Genomic DNA, 20,029 nt, shown 5'->3' with positions numbered 1-20,029 from the left:
CGAATGACCATACAGCCTGACGAACTAATGAAGCTCGTCGTAGACGCGGCGGAGGATAAAAAAGCGATGAATCTCGTCGCTTTAAGCCTGCGCGGCATATCCTTGATTTCGGATTATTTCGTTATCTGCCACGGCAATTCCGAGACGCAGGTCCAGGCGATTGCTACTGAAATCCGCAAGCGCGCCGAGCAGGAGGGAGCGCGGGTCCGCGGCCTGGAAGGCCTGGATACGGCCCGTTGGGTGCTGATCGATCTGGGCGATGTCGTCGCCCATGTCTTCCACAGGGATGAGCGGGAGTACTATAATATCGAACGCCTGTGGTCCGATGCGAAAGTGGTTGAACGGGTATGACGCTGGAGGCCGGAACGTACCGTCTGCTGGAGATTGCCCGTGAGGTATCGCCGCACGGCTATTTCCTGACCGATGGATCGATGGATGTGCTGCTGCATTACAGTGAAACGAATGGAACAGCCGTCAAGGTTGGCGAGCAGGTCGAAGCGTTCCTGTTCCACGATACGGAAGACCGGCTGGCCGCTACGCTGCGCAAGCCGCTTGTCACGCTTGGCGAGGTTGCTCTTCTGGAGGTTGTGGACATTCACCCTCGCTTCGGCTGCTTCCTGGAGATGGGGCTGGGCCGCAATCTGCTCCTGCCCTTCCGGGAGCTTCCCGAGCTCGCAGAGCTTCATCCCCGGGTGGGGGATAGCGTCTACGTCGTGCTTGGGCATGACCGGCAGGGAAGACTTATCGCCAGGCTGGCTGGTGAAGAGCAGCTCCGCAAGCTTTGCGTGCCCGCTCCGCAGGACTGGAAGAACCGCCGTGTCGAGGCGCGCGTGTACAAGCCGCTGCAGATGGGCTCCTTCGTCGTCTGTGATGCCGGTGTGCTGGGCTTCGGCGTGATCGGGCTCATCCATGCGACTGAGCGCACACGCTTGCTGCGCTTGGGTGAGAAGGTGGAGGTGCGCGTCGCCTTCGTACGGGAGGACGGCAATGTGAACCTTTCGATGCGCGAGCGTAAGGAAATCGTACGGGACGAAGACTCCGAGAAGCTGCTAGCCTTTCTTCGGGAGCGCCCGAATGCGGCCATGCCGTATTCGGATGCAACGCCGGCCGATCTGATCAGCCAGCGGTTCGGCATGAGCAAGTCCGCCTTCAAGCGGGCGCTCGGCAAGCTGATGAAGGAAGACCTTGTGTATCAGGAAGGCAGCTGGACGTATCTGAAGCCCAAAGAACAATCACCGGTTGCCGACTCTTAGCGGTTGCAACCGGTTTTCTTATGGAATGGCGGCGGGAAAGGGGAAGCGGCATATGGCTTACGAGCAATTTTCTTTTGTGTACGACCGGTTGATGGAGGACATGCCTTACGACGAATGGCTGGAATTCGCCGGCAAGTGCTGGCAGCAGCATGGAGAACCGCGCACGGTCGTTGATCTCGGCTGCGGGACAGGCACTTTGTCCATCCCGCTTATGCAGCTCGGCTATGAAGTGATCGGGATTGATCTGTCCGAAGACATGCTTGCTATAGCTCGCGGTAAGGCCGACGATGCGGCGGGTCTGGCTCCGGCGGCCAAGAGGGGCAGCTTGCTGCTGCTGCAGCAGGATATCCGGGAATGGTCGATCGGCCGGACGGTCGATGCGGTGATCTCCTTCTGCGATTGCTTCAATTATTTGCTGGAGCCTGAGGATTTGACTGCGGCGTTCCGGCATACCTACGAGGCGCTCAAACCCGGGGGGATGTTTATTTTCGATATGCACACGCCCCTGCAGCTCCGCTCTTATGCCGAGTCCCAGCCATTTTTGCTCAATGAGGACGATGTTGCGTATATTTGGACCTGTGATTTTGATGAGGAGCGATGCGAGATCGAGCATGCGCTGACCCTGTTTGTAAAAGAAGAGGAGCAGCAGGGAAAGAACGGGAGCGGGGAACGTTTTTACCGGGTTGACGAGACGCATGTACAGCGGGCTTATCCGTCTGCCTTCATTGAGAAGGGACTGCGTGAAGCGGGGTTTTCCCAGGTGTCGGTGTATTCCGATTTTTCCTTTGGGGGGCTTACGGAAGCTACGGAAAGGGCCTTTTATGTAGCGATAAAGCCGATTCAAGGCTAGGCTAGCTTTACAGCAGATGCAGAATAAGCTGCAGGGTGCAAAGTATGATGCCCCACAAGGGCAGCGATAGGAGCAGGCCGTTAACCAAACCGCGCATGATTCATCCCACCTTCTATATTAAAGTCTCCTAGCATGTAGTATGGTCAGATTGGGAGCGGGTTAACCGGGGCTGGCCCCGGAGGCTGGGAGGTTCCGAAGGCTTTTGGCTGAGGCAAGTTCGCAGCAAGTTCGCGGGAAGCTTGACAGGCGGGATTTGTTTTACATATAATGATGGTTAATTGAATGGTTATAAGGCAGTGACAGGGAATAGTAGCGAACAGATCCGTTATCAGAGAGCCGGTGGGTGGTGTGAATCGGCAGCGGCGCTCTCGCGAACTCATCCTGGAGCCAGAAGGCTAACGAAAGATGCGGCTGTAGAAGGCTGTTTCATTCGTAACCGGATCGAGCGCCCCGCGTTAAGGGGATCGAGTGGACGAGAGGCAAAGCATGCCTGCCGTCAACTAGGGTGGTACCACGGGAATATGAAGCTTCTCGTCCCTAGCGCAAGCTAGCGATGAGGGCTTTTTTGTTTGCTTGAAATTGAAGGAGGAAGCGTTCGCTATGGCACACGAAACGAGAGACAACCAAGGGTATAACCCGCAGGCAATTGAGCCGAAATGGCAGCAGTATTGGGATCGCAATAAAACGTTCAAGGTGCTGGAGGATGACTCCAAGCCGAAGTTCTATGCGCTGGATATGTTCCCCTATCCATCCGGGGCCGGGCTTCATGTCGGACATCCCGAGGGCTATACGGCGACGGATATCGTGTCGCGCTATAAGCGGATGCGCGGGTATAACGTGCTCCATCCGATGGGCTGGGACGCCTTCGGTTTGCCGGCCGAGCAGTATGCGCTCGATACGGGTAACGATCCGAGGGAGTTCACGCAGAAAAATATCGATACCTTCCGTCGTCAGATCAAGTCGCTGGGCTTCTCGTATGACTGGGACCGCGAGATCAGCACGACAGATCCCGAGTACTATAAATGGACGCAGTGGATTTTTATCCAATTGTTCAAAAAAGGTCTGGCTTACGTGGATGAAGTGGCGGTTAACTGGTGTCCGGCGCTTGGTACGGTATTGGCCAACGAAGAAGTTATCGACGGGCTGAGCGAGCGCGGCAACCATCCGGTTGTTCGCAAGCCGATGCGCCAATGGGTGCTGCGGATTACCGAGTATGCCGAGCGGCTGCTGGATGATCTGGAGGAGCTGGATTGGTCGGAGAGCATCAAGGACATGCAGCGCAACTGGATAGGCAAGTCCAAGGGAGCGGAAGTCACCTTCGCCATCTATGGGCATGATGGGGACGGTCTGAAGGTATTCACTACCCGTCCGGATACGCTGTTCGGTGCCACATACTGCGTGCTCGCTCCCGAGCATGAGCTGGTTGCCCGGATCACTACGGCGGAGCAGGCGGACGCTGTCCGTGAGTATCAGGAGCAGGCTTCCCGCAAAAGCGATCTGGAGCGTACGGACCTTGCGAAGGAGAAAACAGGCGTGTTCACGGGTGCGTATGCCGTCAATCCTGTCAACGGCGCGCATGTGCCGATCTGGATCGCCGACTATGTGCTTGCGGGGTACGGGACGGGTGCGATCATGGCGGTGCCCGGTCACGATCAGCGGGACTGGGAATTCGCGAAGCAGTTCGACCTGCCGATCGTAGAAGTAGTCGAGGGCGGAGATGTCGCGAAGGAAGCTTATGCCGGCGACGGTCCCCATGTGAACTCAGAGTTCCTCAATGGCCTGAACAATGAGCAGGCTATAAGCAGCATGATCGAATGGCTCGAAGCCGGCGGCAAAGGACAAGGCAAGGTCACGTATCGTCTTCGCGACTGGCTGTTCAGCCGTCAGCGGTACTGGGGGGAGCCGATTCCGATCCTGCATCTGGAGGACGGCACGATGACGACCGTACCGGAGGATCAGCTGCCGCTGCTGCTGCCTCAGGTGGACGAGATCAGGCCTTCAGGGACAGGCGAGTCGCCGCTGGCCAACGTGAAGGAGTGGGTCGAGACCGTCGATCCGGTATCCGGACAGAAGGCGCGCCGGGAGACCAATACGATGCCGCAATGGGCCGGCAGCTGCTGGTACTATCTGCGCTTCATCGATCCGCGGAACGATCAGGAGATCTGCTCGCCCGAGCTCCAGAAGAAGTGGCTGCCGGTCGATCTGTATATCGGCGGAGCGGAGCATGCGGTCCTTCACTTGCTGTATGCGCGCTTCTGGCACAAGGTGCTGTACGATCTCGGCGTAGTGGCGACGAAGGAGCCGTTCTACAAGCTCGTTAACCAAGGGATGATCCTCGGCGAAAATAACGAGAAAATGAGCAAGTCGCGCGGCAACGTGATTAATCCCGACGAGATTGTCAATGAGTACGGCGCCGATACCCTGCGGATGTACGAGATGTTCATGGGGCCGCTGGAGGCAACGAAGCCTTGGAATGTCAACGGCGTGGAAGGCACCTACCGCTTCCTGAACCGGGTTTGGCGGCTGTTCGTCGGCGAAGATGGCGCGTTGAGCGCGAAGATCGATGCGGCCGAGGAATTGGGCAGCGAGACGTTCAAGCGCGTGTGGCACCGGACGATCAAGAAGGTGACCGAGGATAACGAGGCTCTGCGCTTCAACACCTCGATCAGCCAGCTGATGATTTTCGTCAACGAAGCCTATAAAACGGATCGCTTGCCGAAAGCGGCGATGGAGCAATTTGTTCAAATGCTGTCCCCGCTCGCCCCGCATCTGGCTGAAGAGCTCTGGGAGAAGCTTGGTCATTCCGAGAGTGTGACCTATGCGCCGTGGCCGGTTTATGACGATGCCTGGACGGTAGATAACGAGGTCGAGATCGTCGTACAGGTAAACGGCAAAATCGCCGAACGGGCACGCGTGGCAGCGGATGCCGACGAGGCTGCTCTGCAGGAGCTGGCATTCGGACTGGATAAAGTGAAGGATGCCATGGCAGGCAAAACTGTGCGCAAGGTGATCGTGGTGAAGGGCAAGCTCGTCAATATTGTCGTAGGCTAACAGTTTGGATAACCAAATAACCGCAAAGACCGGCGTCGTATGGCGCCGGCCCTGCGGTTCATAACGGAAAAGACGTGAAAGCATCGCGTTCTTAGTCGACCTGGGTCCCGAAGAAGCGGGCTTCCACCTTTTCCACATCTTCATCGTATTTAGCATGAGTTGTGCGGACCAGGTCGCAGAAGACCCCGCCCAGCTCTTTTTCCATTATACGGAGACCTTCGGCAGTGATGCCGCCCGGTACGGCTACCCGCTTCTGCAGCGCGGCTGGGGTAAACCCGCCCGTTGTCAGGAGCTTGCCTGTACCCAGCGTCATTTCGCTGGCGAGCAGTGTCGCTTCCTGAACCGAGATACCGGTGGCGTGGACGGCGGCTTCTACGAATTTTTCGATGAAATAAGCTAGAAAGGCGGGACCGCAGCTGCTCAGATCGGAGGAAATACGGGTGTACTGCTCAGACACGCGAATCGGAGTGCCGATGTGGGAGAGCAGGTTTTCCAGCAGGACTTCGTCCTCCGGCATGGTCCGGTTGCCGTAAATACATAAGGCGGCGCCGCTTAGTACATAGTTCGTAATGCTCGGGATGATCTTGGCTATTTTGCAGGGGAGCTGCTCCTCCAGCTGGCGGATCAGTACGGGGCTTGTGATCGAGATGAGCAGCTGTTCCGATGTGACGGCAGGTCGGATATCGTCGATCACCGTTTTGAATTCGAGCGGTTTGACGCACACAAACAGGAGATCGGCATCTGTCGCGGCTTCTTTATTGGAAAGGGCCACTCGCAGCCCCGGTACATGCTCGGCCAATTGTTCTACCTTGGACAACGTCCGATTGGTCGCGACGACTTGCTCCGGGTTCAGCGCACCGGACCGAATAAACGCTTCGATGAGTATGCTTCCCATGCTGCCTGTTCCTATGAATCCTACTCGCATGACCATCCCCCCAGTTTAGACTGCAGCCTTTTTCCATTATATCAAGGGGAACACTCGTTTATGACTTAATTTTACCGATGATGGGAGGAATATCCGTGAATGATCGACTCTCTGGGAGGACATGGGGATGGTGGTGGATGGTGACGGGGGGCGCAGCCCTGCTCGTTATCTTGATGACCCTGCGCTATGTCCTGGCCACTGCGCCGGAGGCAGGCTTTGTCGCCGTCGACGACGCGATGCGGCAACTGCTGCAGGAGCAGCGGACGCCGGAAGCTTTTTCGGATAAGGAAATAGCAGGTACGGCGACAAAGCCGGCGATGTCAGAAGGGGGCATGAAAGGTCAGAAGGGCTCGTCTGCCGTTCCTCCTGTGCCCGGCAATGGCGGGATAGCGGCGGAGCAGGGTGCCGGAGACGGGGCGGCAGCCGGAGCGCCGGGAGAACTGGGCGCCCAGGCAGGAGCTGCTGCGAGCCAGCCCGGTCCAGGCAGCCAGCCGCAGCCGGTAAGCCCCCAAGCCTCCGACGGCAGGCTGGACCTGAACCGGGCGACCGCCGAACAGCTGGATGCGCTGCCGGGCATCGGTCCCAGCCGGGCACAGGCGATTATCGAGCTGCGTAAGAAGCTCGGAGGATTTCGATCCGCCGCGCAGTTGAAGGAGGTCAAAGGCATCGGGGAACAGACCTTTAAGAAGCTGGAGCCTCTTGTTACGATCTTGCCCTAGCCAAGCGGAAAGCTAAGGCTCGGGCAGCGATCAGCAACCGCTTTCGTTTTTACGAGGAATATGCGACAATAGAGAAGATTAAAACCAATACCACTGCCACTCTCGAGGAGGATATTGTTCATGTCAGAACGCCAGCTTGCATTAGAAACCTTAGCCGTCCATGCCGGACAGGAGATCGATCCGACTACGATGTCCAGAGCGGTGCCGTTATACCAAACGACATCCTACGGATTCCGGGATACGGACCATGCCGCCGACTTATTCGGATTGAAGGAATTCGGTAATATTTATACCCGTATCATGAATCCTACCACGGATGTATTCGAGAAGCGCGTGGCAGCGCTGGAAGGAGCTCCGGCCGCGCTTGCTACGGCATCCGGCCAAGCGGCGATCACTTATTCGATCCTGAACATTGCAGGAGCCGGCGACGAAATCGTATCATCCGCAAGTCTGTACGGCGGCACTTATAATTTATTCGCTATTACGCTGCCTAAGCTTGGTATTAACGTCAAGTTCGTCGATTCGTCCAACCCGGAAAATTTCCGTTCGGCGATTACGGACAAGACGAAGGCTGTGTTTGCAGAGACAATCGGCAATCCGCGCGGGGACGTGCTGGATATCGCGGCTGTGGCGGCGATCGCTCATGAGCATGGAGTTCCTTTGATCGTGGACAATACGTTCCCGAGCCCCTATCTGTGCCGTCCTATCGAGCATGGAGCGGATATTGTCGTTCACTCGGCGACGAAATTTATCGGCGGACACGGAACGTCGATCGGCGGCGTGATCGTGGACGGCGGACGTTTCGACTGGAAGGCGAACGGCAAATTCCCGGGCCTTACGGAACCGGATCCTAGCTATCACGGTGTTGTCTACACGGATGCGGTCGGCCCGATTGCCTATATCATTAAGGCACGCGTACAATTGCTGCGCGATATGGGAGCTTCCATTTCCCCGTTCAACTCCTTCCTGCTGCTGCAGGGTCTGGAGACGCTTCACCTGCGTATGGAACGTCACAGCTCCAACGCCTTGGCCGTCGCCAAGTACCTCGAAACGCACGAAGCTGTCGAGTGGGTCAGCTACTCGGGTCTGGATAGCCATGCCTCCCACGCGCTGGCGGCCAAGTACTTGCCGAAGGGTCAAGGCGCGATTCTAACCTTTGGCATCAAAGGCGGAGTCGAGGCGGGGCGCAAATTGATCAATAACGTGAAGCTGCTGTCGCATCTGGCTAACGTCGGAGACTCCAAGTCGCTGATTATCCACCCGGCTAGCACGACCCATCAGCAGCTGTCCGGCGAGGAGCAAGAAGCGGCGGGCGTAGGGCCAGGCATGATCCGCTTGTCCATCGGTACCGAGTCGATCGATGATATCATCTACGATCTGGAGCAGGCGATCCAAGCCAGCCAGCAGTAAAGGGGAAGTACGCATGGCAAGCCGCAAGGACTGGGATACCTATTTCATGGATATCGCCTATATGGCCTCGACCCGTTCCCGTTGCGGCCGGCGGCATGTAGGTGCCGTGCTGGTTCAGGGCAAGAAGCTGCTGGGCACCGCGTATAACGGGGCGCCGTCGGGAGTATCGGATTGCTCGGAAGCAGGCTGCATGCTGGTGGAAGAGTACGAGCTTGTTCAGGCTGACGGACAGGAGCAGGTGGTCAAGAAGCAGCGCTGCATCCGGACGATTCACGCCGAGCAGAATCTGCTGCTTTTCACGGATCGCGAGGATCGCGAGGGCTCTGTCGTCTATGTCACCGACCAGCCGTGCTGGACTTGCTCCAACATGCTGGCGAACAGCGGGGTAACGGAGATTATCTACCACCGGGCTTATCCTAAAGATAGTGAGAAGGTCGGCGCGCTGATGGAACAAAAAGGAATCCGATTCCGGCAAATGGCAGGCTATGAGCCGCCGCCGGGCACGATTGCCGAAGTCCACAATTAAATACGAGATGTGTGAGGAAGCACCTCCTTTTACCTAGCGATAGGGAAAGGGGGTTCTTTGCGTTGATGGGTGCTGAGGGAGACCATGTCTGGACATCGCGGCCGATCGTCTGGTTTTCGATATGCTGGGCATTGGGATATGCTGCGGCTATGGAGTGGAGCTTTTTTAGGGAGGCTTCTCTGTATGTAACTGCCGGAGGACTGGTTCTACTTCTGCTAGTGGGGACATGGAAGCCGCGCGGACGGCTTGCATGGGCTGCGATACTGATCATTTGTTCGGCGGCGGGCTGGTATGGCATGTATGACCAACGCAACCAGACGGCGATCACAGCGGACTCCTCCCTAGAGGAGATTGAGGGTGTGAAGGCCGTCGGCAGAATTGTTACGCCTGTAGACGTGGACGGCGACAAGGTGATGTTCCAGGTGCTGGCAGAGCGGGTGGGGAGCGAAGCGGCTGCAGCCGATGGTAGTGTCGGTGCGGGTGAGGGTGCGGGCGAGGGTCAGGGTGCGAATAGGGCGAATGGGGAGCGGCTCCAGGTTTCCATTCGGCTGCTCAAGGAAGCCGAGCAGGGAGCTGTCCGGTCGTGGCAGCGGGGAGACCGTGTGGAGCTGACGGGTACCTTGAAGCGTCCGGGCGAGGCTCGTAACTTTGGCGCCTTTGATTACCGCCAGTATTTGCTCCGGCAGCATGTTCATTGGCAGATTGCTGTAAAAGGGTTGGACCATGTGCAGGTAAACAAGCCTGGGCATTCCGAATGGGGCTGGTGGAGGCTGGCCCGCTGGAATGACGGGATTCGCTTCGCGCTTGGTGCGGTGGTGGACCGGCAGTTTCCGGCCGGGCAGGCCGGTTTTATGAAGGGGATGCTGATCGGCCTGACCGATGAGATTGACCCGGAGCAGTTCGATGCCTTCTCCCGGCTTGGCCTTACTCATATTATTGCGATATCGGGGCTGAATGTAGCTATCTTCTTGACCTGCGTGATCTGGCTGCTGCGCCGTATCGGAATGACTCGTGAGGCCTATCTGTGGACTGCCATGGGGCTGCTTCCTTTGTACATCGCGATGACGGGCGCCGCTCCTTCCATTATGCGGGCAGGCCTGATGGCGATGATCGGCCTGTACGCCGCCTACCGGAATCGACTGAAGGACGGGCTTCATCTGGTTATGGTTGTGGGACTTATCATGCTGATATGGAATCCGTACTACATCACCGATGTAAGCTTCCAGCTATCGTTTTTGGTGACCATAGGAATCATTCTTCTGGTGCCGCGCGTCAGCGACCTGATGCCGTTTTCCCATAAAAAATGGCGGGCGGCGTTATCCATTACGGTGGTAGCCCAGTTTGTGTCTTTTCCTTTGACCATTTATTATTTCAATCAATTTTCACTGCTCTCCTTTGCGGCTAATCTGGCGCTTGTCCCGGTATTCAGCTCTTTTACGATGCCCGTCGGGACGATCTCCATGTTGACGGGTCTGATCTCTTCTACTGTCGGAGGCTGGCTCGCTTGGCCGGTTGGCAAGGTGAATGAATGGCTGTTTGCCATCGTTCAATGGTCGGGTGATTTACCGGGTTTTCAGACCATTTGGCCTACGCCTTCACTGCTCTGGATCGTCGGATATTACGGGCTGCTCTCGGCCCTCATCATGTCGCTTGATCATGCGCGAAACGGGCATGCCGTCCGCAACGAAGGCCCTATGCTGGATACATGGAGGAGGATGCGCTGGAGAGAGGGGATTTATGTATGGAACCGAAGGCTGCTTTTGCCGGGAATCGTGCTCATTTTTATATCGCTTCTGGCGCTCGGATACCGCCCTGCGCTTCAGTCGCCTCCGCAGGGAACCGTGCAGATGCTGGATGTCGGTCAAGGCGACAGCATTCTAATCCGTACAGGCAGCACAGGCCATACGCTGCTCGTGGATGGCGGAGGTACGGTAACCTTCCGCAAGCCTGGCGAGGAGTGGAAGAATCGCAGCGATCCTTATGAGGTCGGGCGCAAGCTGCTAGTGCCGCTGCTGAAGAAGCGGGGGATCCAACACATCGATGAAGTGGTACTGACCCATCAGGATGCGGATCACTTCGGCGGCTTGCAGGCGGTGCTTGAGCAAATTCCGGTTAAGCGGCTGCTGTTTAATGGAACCTTGAAGCCGATTCCGGGGGTAAAAGCCTTGTTTCAGACCGCGCTTGATCAAGGAACGCAGTTGGTCCCGATTCAAGCGGGGGATCGACTGACGGTTCATCCGGAGCTTGAACTGTATTTTTTATATCCAATCGGCAAGCAGAAGGAGGATCGGCTCCAGCTTGAGCTGGAATCGGATCAAAACCCGCACTCGCTCGTCTTTCTGATGGACCTGGCGGGAACGCGATGGCTCTTCACCGGAGATATCGGGGTCCGTGAGGAGCGCGAGCTGGTTGAACGATGGGCCTTCGCTTCTACCACTGCAGCCGATAGACAGGTTCAGCAGCTTATGGAGCAGCCGATTGACGTCCTGAAGATCGCCCACCATGGAAGCAAGTCGTCTACCTCGGAGGCCTGGCTCGATGCTTGGCGTCCCCGATCGGCGATCATCAGCGCGGGAGTTAACAACGTGTACAGACATCCTAGTCCTCAAGTGACCGAGCGTTTGAGCAACCGGGGCATTATGGTTCATCGGACGGACCGCGACGGAGAAATTCAGCTCCAGGTCCGGAATGGGAAGGTAGAAGTAAGGACTAAATTGAACCAACCATAAAATGTGGAAAATGAAAGAAAATATAACAATGATGTGCTATATTGAGAACGATACTTCTTCGGTAGCATAGCTAGTCCGCTAGTCTGATAGAAGACATAAGCTGGTACTCAATCTGCCCGAACGAAAGCTGAGCTTCTAGCAATATTTGAAACCATCTATATAAGGGAGAGAATCGAAATGTGGAAAAAAGGGTTAGCGTCCATCGCATTTATATCAATTATTGGATTATATACAGGGCAGGCGATCATCCATGGTCAGTTCACGGATGTAGGCGAGCATTGGGCAACGGGATCGATTCAGCGAGCGATCGAGCTCAAGCTTGTGGATGGCTACCCGGATGGGACGTTCAAGCCGGAGCAGGAAGTGAGCCGTGCCGAGTTTGTCAAGCTGGTGGCAAGCGCAGTTCAGGCTTCCCCGGTCACGTCACACGCCTCGGCGAAGGAGTCCAATTGGTACGACGCGTATGTAGCTTTGCTGAAAAAAGAAGGTGTTCTGCGCGAGTCGGACTTTGCCAACGAAGACTTTAGACAAGCCATTAGCCGGGTTGAAATGGCGAAAATCGCAGTACGGTCTTCGCTTGCTGAGCTGCGCGACCCGAAGGTGGCGCTCGATGATGCGACGGCTATGTATTACGCGACGAAGAGCGGCTTGATTCAAGGGTTGAACAAGGGCGAGCTTGCTCCGCAAGGCTTGACGACGCGGGCACAGTCGGTGACGGTGCTGGAGCGTATTTTGAAGGTACGTGCTGGTGAGAAGCTGCCGGTGGATAAGTATGCGGCGGGCCGGGCTGAAGTGGCGCTGACGGGGACGAATTTTGAGACCGCGTATGGAAAGCGGACGGCTCTGCAACTGCCGGCTGAATATGATTTGACCAGCGATGTGAAGATGACGATTAAGGAAGCTTGGTTTTTTGATAGCTCGGAAGAGGGTTCTCCTGTTTGGGATTTGATTGAGGGTGGGGTACGCCCTGATCAAAAAAGCCTAGAGGACAGCTATTACTTTGCTTACAAAGTTGAATATGACATGGGCAGTAAAGCTAGGGATTATTATGTCAGGGTAGCAGATTATTTTAAAATGATCGGATGGACTCACGTATTCGTAACAGGGCATGATGATCGGGTTCAAATACTGGAGACGGGTACGAAAGAAGGCTGGATGATTTATGCATTGAGTAAAAGTAAGAATGATCCGAATACACAAAAGCACAATCTTCAGTACAGTGGATATGAAGTAAATAATATTAATTTCGATATGTTTGCTGACCAAGAATAAGGTGCTTTCTTATGAAATATAAATTTTTAATTCTAACCTTTATTCTATTAATCGCGCAGCTTGTCACCTTGCTGACTGTGACCCCGGCACAGGCCGCCCAAATCACCACATTATACGTAGAATTAGCTAGCAAAACGATTCGAACAAGCCCAATCACAGGAGGAGACTATTATTCAGCTGAAAAGACATGGAAAACTGAATTTGATTTATCCTCCTATATCACGGGTAACATTGAATCTATTCAGGTGAATCTCCCAAAAGGTAAGGTGGAGGTTGAAAAATTTAACTTGAATACGATACAGCTAGAGTTTTCAGGCATGTCTACTCCCATCTATGGAAGAGCCGACACTAACCCTGGCCATCAGATATACCGGTTGCCGGACGGTAAACGTTGGGAGCATAAAGGGGAAAGGACTCCTATCATGCAGTTTGTACCGGATGACGCCTCTTCCGGTGTGTCACAAAGGCCGGGCCTAATGCCTAATCAGGGATATGTCAGGCAGCCTGGTAACTCCTTAGCGGACCCTGCATCTGTGTTATATAGCGGCTGGGATTTACTTACGAATGACCTGCGGTATAGCAGTGGCACTCCTCCGAAAGGCATTTCGGACAAAAATCCAAACCCGAGCTTTGATGGTGCTGCTGCAACACGTTCATATAATGCAACGGCATCTTCTACGTTCTATTTATCTAAGCCAACTGAAGAAAACCCAAGGCCGGGTAGGCAGATAACCGAAATTGAACCCGGCTCAATACGCCTCACCGGAGCCAGCACGAAACATCCCGGAATAGAGCCGTACTTTTGGGGGTACGTAGAGGAAACAAATACGAATCAAATAGCAGTTCGGCGTAAGCTAGAAGAAGTTTGTAATGGACCTACTACAACATGCAATGTAATGTCATCGGGCCCAGATAACGGAAAGCTCGTCAACTACATAATGGAAGTCAACACCGAATGGCAAGCCAACACCTTCGCCTTCAGCGCCGGGGCCACAATCACGGTGAACTACAAAGTCCCGGAAAAACCCGACCTTGCCGTCGAATACATCAAGCACGACAAAGCGTGCATCCAAGTAGGCGACACCGTTCCGATCAAATACGCTTACCGCAATATCGGCATTAGCACCACAACTCCGTTCAAAGTGCAGCTCAAGGTAGACGGCGTCGTGATCCATACGGAGAATGCCGACGGAGGAGCAAGCAAAGACGTCCTCCTAGGTGCCTCAGCGAACTACAAATTCACTAGCACTTCTCCTAAAAGCTTCACGTTGGTAGTTGATTCAGGCAATGCGGTCAATGAGGAAACAAAGACCAATAACTCTATGTCTGTGAGCTTCCAAGCCAAGGATGACTGCTCGGGTGGAGGTGGCGAAACTGGGGGGCCTGAGGTTATTACAGGAACTCTGGAAGTGGAGTTGCCTTCGGTTAAATACGGACAATCCAACTATACTTGGCTCAGAAACGTTTCAGTATCTGGAGGTAACAGTTGCAAACTTGTGAAAGGTGATCTGATCTACACACAGGGCAGTTTAAAACGAACGGATAACTTAGATAGAGTCGGTACTTTCTATTCTGGGTTTGTAGCTAGTCCGTACAATGCGTTTGTCGCGGGAACGGTGAGCGTTCAGTATGATATTTTAACAAGCTGCGGAACAAAGAAAACCATTGGGCCTGGCAGCTTTCAGGTAACCGTAAATGAAGGGAACAGTCCGCCGCAGTTTGAACCTGCTTGGTTTTCAGACAGCTATTACACCGGGTACGGCGATAAAGCAACCATGGTCCCAGTTGGAGAACGTGTAAGTTTGGGTCCGGTTAAGAGACCCGCGATTCCTCTACTGGGAGATAACGGAACCCCCTATGACCCAGATGGCGATGACATTACGTTCCATTATGATTTCGCGGGAAGTAGTAGTTCCTGGATACGTTGGCTGGGAGATACAAGGGACGGCATGGGATATTATCCCTATGACAGCTCATTCAGTAACATCCAGGCCAAAGAGCTTGGAGCACATACTGTCGAGGTCAAGGCCTTTGACGGTAAGGGCGGTGTGGCTGGGCCTTACAATGTGACATTGAATGTTGTGGACCCTAATCCGGTTCCAGAGATAACGCTACCACCCAAGGTAGTGGAGCGAAGGCCATTCACACCTGATATCAGTTGTTCGAAGAGTTGGACGCCCTACAAGAATCGCACCATTTCTCATTGTGACTGGCATGGAACCAAGCTTTCCGTGTACCCTACAGCCGGGAACTATGCTATCGAATTAGATGTTGCTGATAATACGGGGCTGCGGTCTAAATTTACAGCTATCAAAACTCTAACCGTTTTACCTGACTTACCTCCGGTTGTGGGAGCTACTTTAGCCTCCAAAGGTATTCGTGGGACTGCCATGCACATGACCGACACTTCGTTTAGTCCGGATGGAGATGTACTGGTTATTAGACGAACTCAGATCATTGCTGATGTAAATATGAATGGTAACTTTGACGATGATCCGGTTATGGATATGACTTTGGATCCTAGTGGAAATTTTACTTTCACACCAACTATATTGGCAAATCATCTATTGCGAATTTATGTGCAGGAAGATTGGGGATTGAGTGCTTCTGGGGAGTTTTCGTTTACTGTAGTTAATCAGGCTCCTAGCGTGTCGATTGATGTAAAAGGAGAATACCCTCAGCCTCCGACTATAGAAGGTACAATGTACGACTTGAATGCTATGTTAAATGATAAATCTGCATTTATTGTTGAAGACCATTACATGGCAAACCGACCCACATCCATGTACGTGAATGCCACGGAAGGTGCTATTGCTGTTCCAGACAGGAAAAACATGTATTTCAGCGCCCCTTCCGCAGATGGATTTACCTACAGCACAACCGGCTTTAATACAAGGATTACGGGTGGCGATTATGGGGAGTACATCCCACTGAGTACTAGGGCAGGACAAAATCTGTTCTACAAATATGGGGTGTATAGCTCTTGTAGCGGAGGGGCTTATTGTATTCCTTACGGCATTAGCTTGAGCTTTCATAATACCATTACCAACACAACTCATTCTTACAAAGAGCAAAAGCCGGGGGATTATGTTCAGTTTTTCATTAATCCTGTGGCAGATTTGGTTTGGACAAGAACCTCTAAGTCATCGACGGGATATGGGAGTTTTAGTGGTAACTTTGACAGGCTTTATAGGCTCTCTGATATGGCCTCAGGCAATTTCACGCCATACAAGACGATTCCCTTCACCGTCACAAGTTGGCATTATCCGGGGCAATATCAATTTACCGAAATACCCGATAATCCGCCTCCTGCTGAATGGGTACCTGTAGAAGAGATAGTCCAAATTGGTACTGAAGTTCCCTATAATTTTGTAATAAATGGGGTAAAGTCATTCAAACCAAATACGGTTACCCCACGTAAAGATAATAATGGGAACTTTTATGCCTTTACTTGTACTTCTGAAAAGTTTTTCTCTTATTATGATCATGACACCCAACAGGAAGTATACTGGGACAAGTATTCATGTAAACTTCAAAAAATAAACCCCGAAGGGACGGTTATTTGGACAGCCCCCAAAATGTACACCAATTATCAAGTTATCGGGGCAGGCACCGGAAATTCCTCCACTTATTATTCAGACTATCCTTATGTGGATATCCTTCATATTACTGCCGACAACTCGAGAATAGTGCTAAACGATGGGATTTACAATAATAATACTGGAGCTTACGTTGGTCAAATTCCCGGGTATGACATGACATCGTTTCTGGGAGTTGCGCACATGTTTGCATCAAAGGGATACTCGGGGATTTTTGGAAAATCCCTCAATACGGACTCCTATTTGTACAATGACTTGCTGTATTATCGATACAATTTACTAACAGGCTATTACAGTTGTGGTGATGATGATACGTGTTCCACGTATAGTCAGAGAGATCGTGTACTCCATATTCGCACTGGCCAATTAATATTGGATATAGCCGGAGCGCCTTATAACAGCGGCAGTAGCTCAGACTATCGGATTGAGTATAAAGGTGAGGTAACTTCAGATGGCAAGCTAGTCATTCCACTTCGTACAGGTGAGAACACGCCGGAAGGTCATCGACCAAGAATACATGTATACGATATGATGACAGGAGCGCTATTGTATCAGTCCGATTATCTGGCAAACTACGCAAACGACCAAACCTGCTCGGTATACAATAATGATCGATGTTGGGGGAGCGTGAGTGTACAATTAACCGGCGACAGTGAAGGATATTTGATCTGGAGAGATGCAGACTACAAGTATTATTCCACTCGTAAGTTCACTTGGAATATCCCAACTACTTCAGATGCCGGAGTGTACAGTTATGGTAATATCATGGATAAGACGCGCACTATGTCAAATGGCGGACTTTCTGTGTCGGTAAAATTTACCAATACGACGTTCAGCGAACGGAGTGGGGCAGGGATTACCTTCCGTTCTGCAGATCACAAAAACTACTATCAGGCTGAATTAACCACCAAGTCGGTGGTGCTTAGCAAGGTCGTAAATGGCACTAGAACCATTCTGGACAAACAAACCAATCCCATCAAACCAGGGGTTTACAACAACCTGAGAGTAACGGCCAAGGGTGATCGCATCCAAGTCATCGTAAACGGGGTTCCTTTGATCAGCTTAACCGACAGCACGTTTAGGGAAGGACGGGTTGGCTTGTTTGCCCATGCACCAAATATTTACCTGAAAAATTTCTTCCTGGAGAATGCTTCTGGCGGCAGCGAGCTGGTGGATAACATCGTCTTGGTTAACACCAAAATTAATTACACGGTCCACTTTAGCGATCCGGAAAACGATCCAGCAATTCCTGAGCTGGCCAAGTGGACGTATACGAATACGGAGCCGGAGAAGTTTCTGGATGCCGGGGATGGGTTCTCCGATAAGAACGGCTCGAATTCCTATGTGAACCGCGAAGTTAATTCGCCGGAGGCTATGCTCGGGAAAGTAGGCTTGTTCCGGATCAGCTTTACGGAGCCAGACGATCCTGCGCCTCCAGGGAAGAGGTATCCCGATCCGACGTATGCAGCCTTCCGAAACTATGCCGATCCGGATACGAAGATGGTCATCGTTCACAGGCGGCCAGTCAGTGTATTCACCGTCTCTCAGAACGCAGACTTTACGATCGCATGGTCCGATGCCTCGTATGATCCGGACCGCTGGCTGCATGCCGGTCATGTATCGGGCGAGAAGGCCGAGTATATATGGAACCGTGGGATCTACGATGTTGTGCATGGCTATACCGATCCTGATGGCATCGTCGGGATGGGGAAACTGACAAAACCGATGAAAAAAGGGAACTATACTTTGAGACAGGCCGTAAAGGACGAATACGGTGCTTGGAGCGATTGGTACGAGGTCAACCTCTGGGTCGATCAGCCGGTACCGAATAGTCCGCCAGGCGTCACGTTGACGTTCCCGAGCGGTTCGTACGATAATCCAACATCAGTCAGTCTACGGCCAACGATCCAGTGGTCGCAGTGGGATCCTGATCCCGGCACAACCTTCACGGTCTTCAACCTGGTTGTGAAAGATGAGTGGGGCAATTGTGTGGAGTGCAAGTCCAACGTTGCGATGAATACGAAGAATGGAAGCTGGGCTTGGACATTAGACAACACGCTCACGATGGGTCGGAAATATCAGGTCCAGGTGCAGGTTGCCGATGATGGAAATCTGCTGTCACCCTGGAGCAGCATCGGATGGATGTCCACCAACAGCCCGCCGAGCGCATTCATGAGCTATCCGTGGGGGACACAGGAAAGTCCAACGATCATGACTACAACCCGTCCTACGCTATCCTGGACGCAGACCGATCCGGATGCGGGAGCCATTTTCCAGTATTTCCGTATCCAGATTACGAATGAGGCCAATACGGCAACGGTGCTGGATACCTGTCAAGTCGCAGCAGATTGCAGGGTATGGCAGAACACGGCTTCTACTGCGGGGAACTGGACGAGTTCCGATCTGCCCGCCGGACAGAAGCTGCGCGTGCGTGTCAAGGTTTGGGACCAATATGGCGCGGAGTCGGAGTGGTCCCCGCAGGTGTGGATGCTGATCAACCGGCCTCCTACGGGGAATCTCGTGTTTGAGCAGCCGATCTATGAGCACGATACTCCCTTGTTTACAGTCGAATTATCCGATCCTGATGACGATGCTCTAACCGTTACGGTAGAAACTAGCTACCAAGGCGGAGCTTTTGAGGAACTAAAGGTCTGGACGGATGTTCCGAGCGGCGAAAGCCGACTCTTTCATTATGGCCCGCTTCAGGAGGGGATGTACCGAATGAGACTGACGCTGACCGACCGGCATGGAGGCCGGTTCCAGCAAAGCTATACGGTTCCCGTTCTGCCGCTTACGCTGACAGGCTGGGTCCGGCACACGCCGGAGTGGGAAAGCTACAGACAGGCTTGGAATGCAAAGTTTCCTGAGCGGGAAAGGATGGAGAACGAGTTCTGGGCGGGAGAAGCTTTCAAGCTGTCTGCAGCAGTTACGGATACAGGTTCAAGCTCGACTAAGCCGGTTGCCGTTACCTCTCGGCTGCTAACCACCGAGGAAAGCGTGGAGCTGACTCGCGACGATTTCCCCGCTAGGTACGCAGGCATGCTTCTGAATACCGATCATGTTCGGACGCTCTCGCAGGGCGGGCACACGTTCCGCTTCACGGTCGATTGGTCCAATGGGCTTACCCGTCATTACGACGTGCCTGTTAGGATAGTAGGCTCTATCTACGATGTAATTGTGCAGCAGATTCGCCATTAATATATAGCGTGAGTGCTGGAAAAATCTAAAGGACTTCAAAGCCGCTATAAGCCCCTCCTCCCCCTTTTTGCGGAGTTTCGGACTGAGGAGCCGTTAATCAGGCCCTGAACGTACTCACCAGACGTTTTATGTGCCCATTGCGGCATCCAAGTCCGTTAACTGGTGGGAATCGGGGGTTATGGCGGCAATAACGGCCCTGAGGTCCGTCCCATGATCGACCCCGGGAATTTCCTCCGCATGCCCGCATAGAGAAGGAACTGAGGTCGAAAAGGAGTCGGTTGGCGGAGTGCCGGAGCACTCTATCTAGCGAGAGTACTGGAGCAAGTATAAAGCCCGAGTGCTGGAAAAATCTAAAGGACTTCACTCTATAGTAAGCGTCTAACAAGAAGGTGTATTCCAACTCAGTCTAGATTTTGAGACAATTCCGTTAGAGTAGTCGTTGGAGTTTTTCGACTCTACTCGAAAAACTCTAATGGGAGTGTGTCCAATTGCAAACT

At 53.3% G+C, this 20,029-nt stretch carries 11 protein-coding genes and 1 other annotated feature; of the genes, 10 read left to right on the top strand and 1 reads right to left on the bottom strand.

The features are described from left to right. The first annotated feature begins 3 nt into the window (after positions 1–3). The 4 genes from rsfS to leuS all read left to right on the top strand — a co-directional run bounded on the left by rsfS (position 4) and on the right by leuS (position 5,154). Positions 4–351, top strand: a complete 348-nt coding sequence (gene rsfS / locus GSF01_RS18090; protein ID WP_159886500.1) for a ribosome silencing factor — start codon at positions 4–6, stop codon at positions 349–351. Next, positions 348–1,253: a CvfB family protein gene (locus GSF01_RS18085; RefSeq protein WP_159886498.1), complete on the top strand. Its 906-nt coding sequence runs from the start codon at positions 348–350 to the stop codon at positions 1,251–1,253. Before rsfS ends, GSF01_RS18085 begins: the two co-directional genes overlap by 4 nt. Before the next feature lie 52 nt (positions 1,254–1,305). Further along, the gene (locus GSF01_RS18080) at positions 1,306–2,103 is read left to right on the top strand and encodes a class I SAM-dependent DNA methyltransferase (protein WP_159886496.1); all 798 of its coding nucleotides are present in this window, start codon (positions 1,306–1,308) and stop codon (positions 2,101–2,103) included. A 287-nt stretch (positions 2,104–2,390) separates the two neighbouring features. Further along, positions 2,391–2,645 (top strand) — a binding site (T-box leader). Positions 2,646–2,703: 58 nt separating this feature from the next. After that, positions 2,704–5,154: a leucine--tRNA ligase gene (gene leuS, locus GSF01_RS18075; protein ID WP_159886494.1), complete on the top strand. Its 2,451-nt coding sequence runs from the start codon at positions 2,704–2,706 to the stop codon at positions 5,152–5,154. A gap of 91 nt (positions 5,155–5,245) precedes the next feature. Here the strand turns inward: leuS and comER are convergent, their stop codons facing one another. Beyond that, on the bottom strand, positions 5,246–6,079 hold the full coding sequence (gene comER / locus GSF01_RS18070; protein WP_159886492.1) for a late competence protein ComER: 834 nt from the start codon (positions 6,077–6,079) through the stop codon (positions 5,246–5,248). Positions 6,080–6,174: 95 nt separating this feature from the next. On the opposite strand from comER, the gene GSF01_RS18065 reads away from it, so the two are divergent. The 6 genes from GSF01_RS18065 (at position 6,175) to GSF01_RS18040 (ending at position 19,532) form a co-directional block, all read left to right on the top strand. Beyond that, the gene (locus tag GSF01_RS18065; RefSeq protein ID WP_159886490.1) at positions 6,175–6,798 is read left to right on the top strand and encodes a ComEA family DNA-binding protein; all 624 of its coding nucleotides are present in this window, start codon (positions 6,175–6,177) and stop codon (positions 6,796–6,798) included. 120 nt (positions 6,799–6,918) lie between these two features. Beyond that, complete coding sequence (locus GSF01_RS18060; protein ID WP_159886488.1) at positions 6,919–8,208, top strand: homocysteine synthase; 1,290 nt, start codon at positions 6,919–6,921, stop codon at positions 8,206–8,208. Positions 8,209–8,221: 13 nt separating this feature from the next. Continuing rightward, positions 8,222–8,734, top strand: coding sequence for a deoxycytidylate deaminase (locus GSF01_RS18055; RefSeq protein WP_159886486.1), 513 nt, complete (start codon positions 8,222–8,224; stop codon positions 8,732–8,734). 65 nt (positions 8,735–8,799) lie between these two features. Beyond that, the gene (locus tag GSF01_RS18050; RefSeq protein ID WP_159886695.1) at positions 8,800–11,463 is read left to right on the top strand and encodes a DNA internalization-related competence protein ComEC/Rec2; all 2,664 of its coding nucleotides are present in this window, start codon (positions 8,800–8,802) and stop codon (positions 11,461–11,463) included. A 177-nt stretch (positions 11,464–11,640) separates the two neighbouring features. Continuing rightward, entirely contained in the window at positions 11,641–12,735 is a 1,095-nt protein-coding gene (locus GSF01_RS18045; protein WP_159886484.1) for an S-layer homology domain-containing protein, read from the top strand. An 11-nt stretch (positions 12,736–12,746) separates the two neighbouring features. Next, on the top strand, positions 12,747–19,532 hold the full coding sequence (locus tag GSF01_RS18040) for a glycoside hydrolase family 78 protein (RefSeq protein ID WP_159886482.1): 6,786 nt from the start codon (positions 12,747–12,749) through the stop codon (positions 19,530–19,532). The last annotated feature ends 497 nt before the right edge of the window (positions 19,533–20,029 follow it).

Origin of the sequence: Paenibacillus puerhi, from assembly GCF_009846885.1 — a bacterium.
Lineage (GTDB): Bacteria > Bacillota > Bacilli > Paenibacillales > NBRC-103111 > Paenibacillus_G > Paenibacillus_G puerhi.
Note: the sequence above shows the minus strand (reverse complement) of the source record. Positions and strands in the feature narration are given on the sequence as shown.

What these genes read in the sequence shown, in the direction of transcription:
- leuS (WP_159886494.1), top strand. Translation starts at nt 2,704, where the DNA reads ATGGCACACGAAACGAGAGACAACCAAGGGTATAACCCGCAGGCAATT.
- GSF01_RS18045 (WP_159886484.1), top strand. Translation starts at nt 11,641, where the DNA reads ATGTGGAAAAAAGGGTTAGCGTCCATCGCATTTATATCAATTATTGGA.
- GSF01_RS18055 (WP_159886486.1), top strand. Translation starts at nt 8,222, where the DNA reads ATGGCAAGCCGCAAGGACTGGGATACCTATTTCATGGATATCGCCTAT.
- GSF01_RS18060 (WP_159886488.1), top strand. Translation starts at nt 6,919, where the DNA reads ATGTCAGAACGCCAGCTTGCATTAGAAACCTTAGCCGTCCATGCCGGA.
- rsfS (WP_159886500.1), top strand. Translation starts at nt 4, where the DNA reads ATGACCATACAGCCTGACGAACTAATGAAGCTCGTCGTAGACGCGGCG.
- GSF01_RS18080 (WP_159886496.1), top strand. Translation starts at nt 1,306, where the DNA reads ATGGCTTACGAGCAATTTTCTTTTGTGTACGACCGGTTGATGGAGGAC.
- comER (WP_159886492.1), bottom strand. Translation starts at nt 6,079, where the DNA reads ATGCGAGTAGGATTCATAGGAACAGGCAGCATGGGAAGCATACTCATC.
- GSF01_RS18050 (WP_159886695.1), top strand. Translation starts at nt 8,800, where the DNA reads ATGGGTGCTGAGGGAGACCATGTCTGGACATCGCGGCCGATCGTCTGG.
- GSF01_RS18085 (WP_159886498.1), top strand. Translation starts at nt 348, where the DNA reads ATGACGCTGGAGGCCGGAACGTACCGTCTGCTGGAGATTGCCCGTGAG.
- GSF01_RS18040 (WP_159886482.1), top strand. Translation starts at nt 12,747, where the DNA reads ATGAAATATAAATTTTTAATTCTAACCTTTATTCTATTAATCGCGCAG.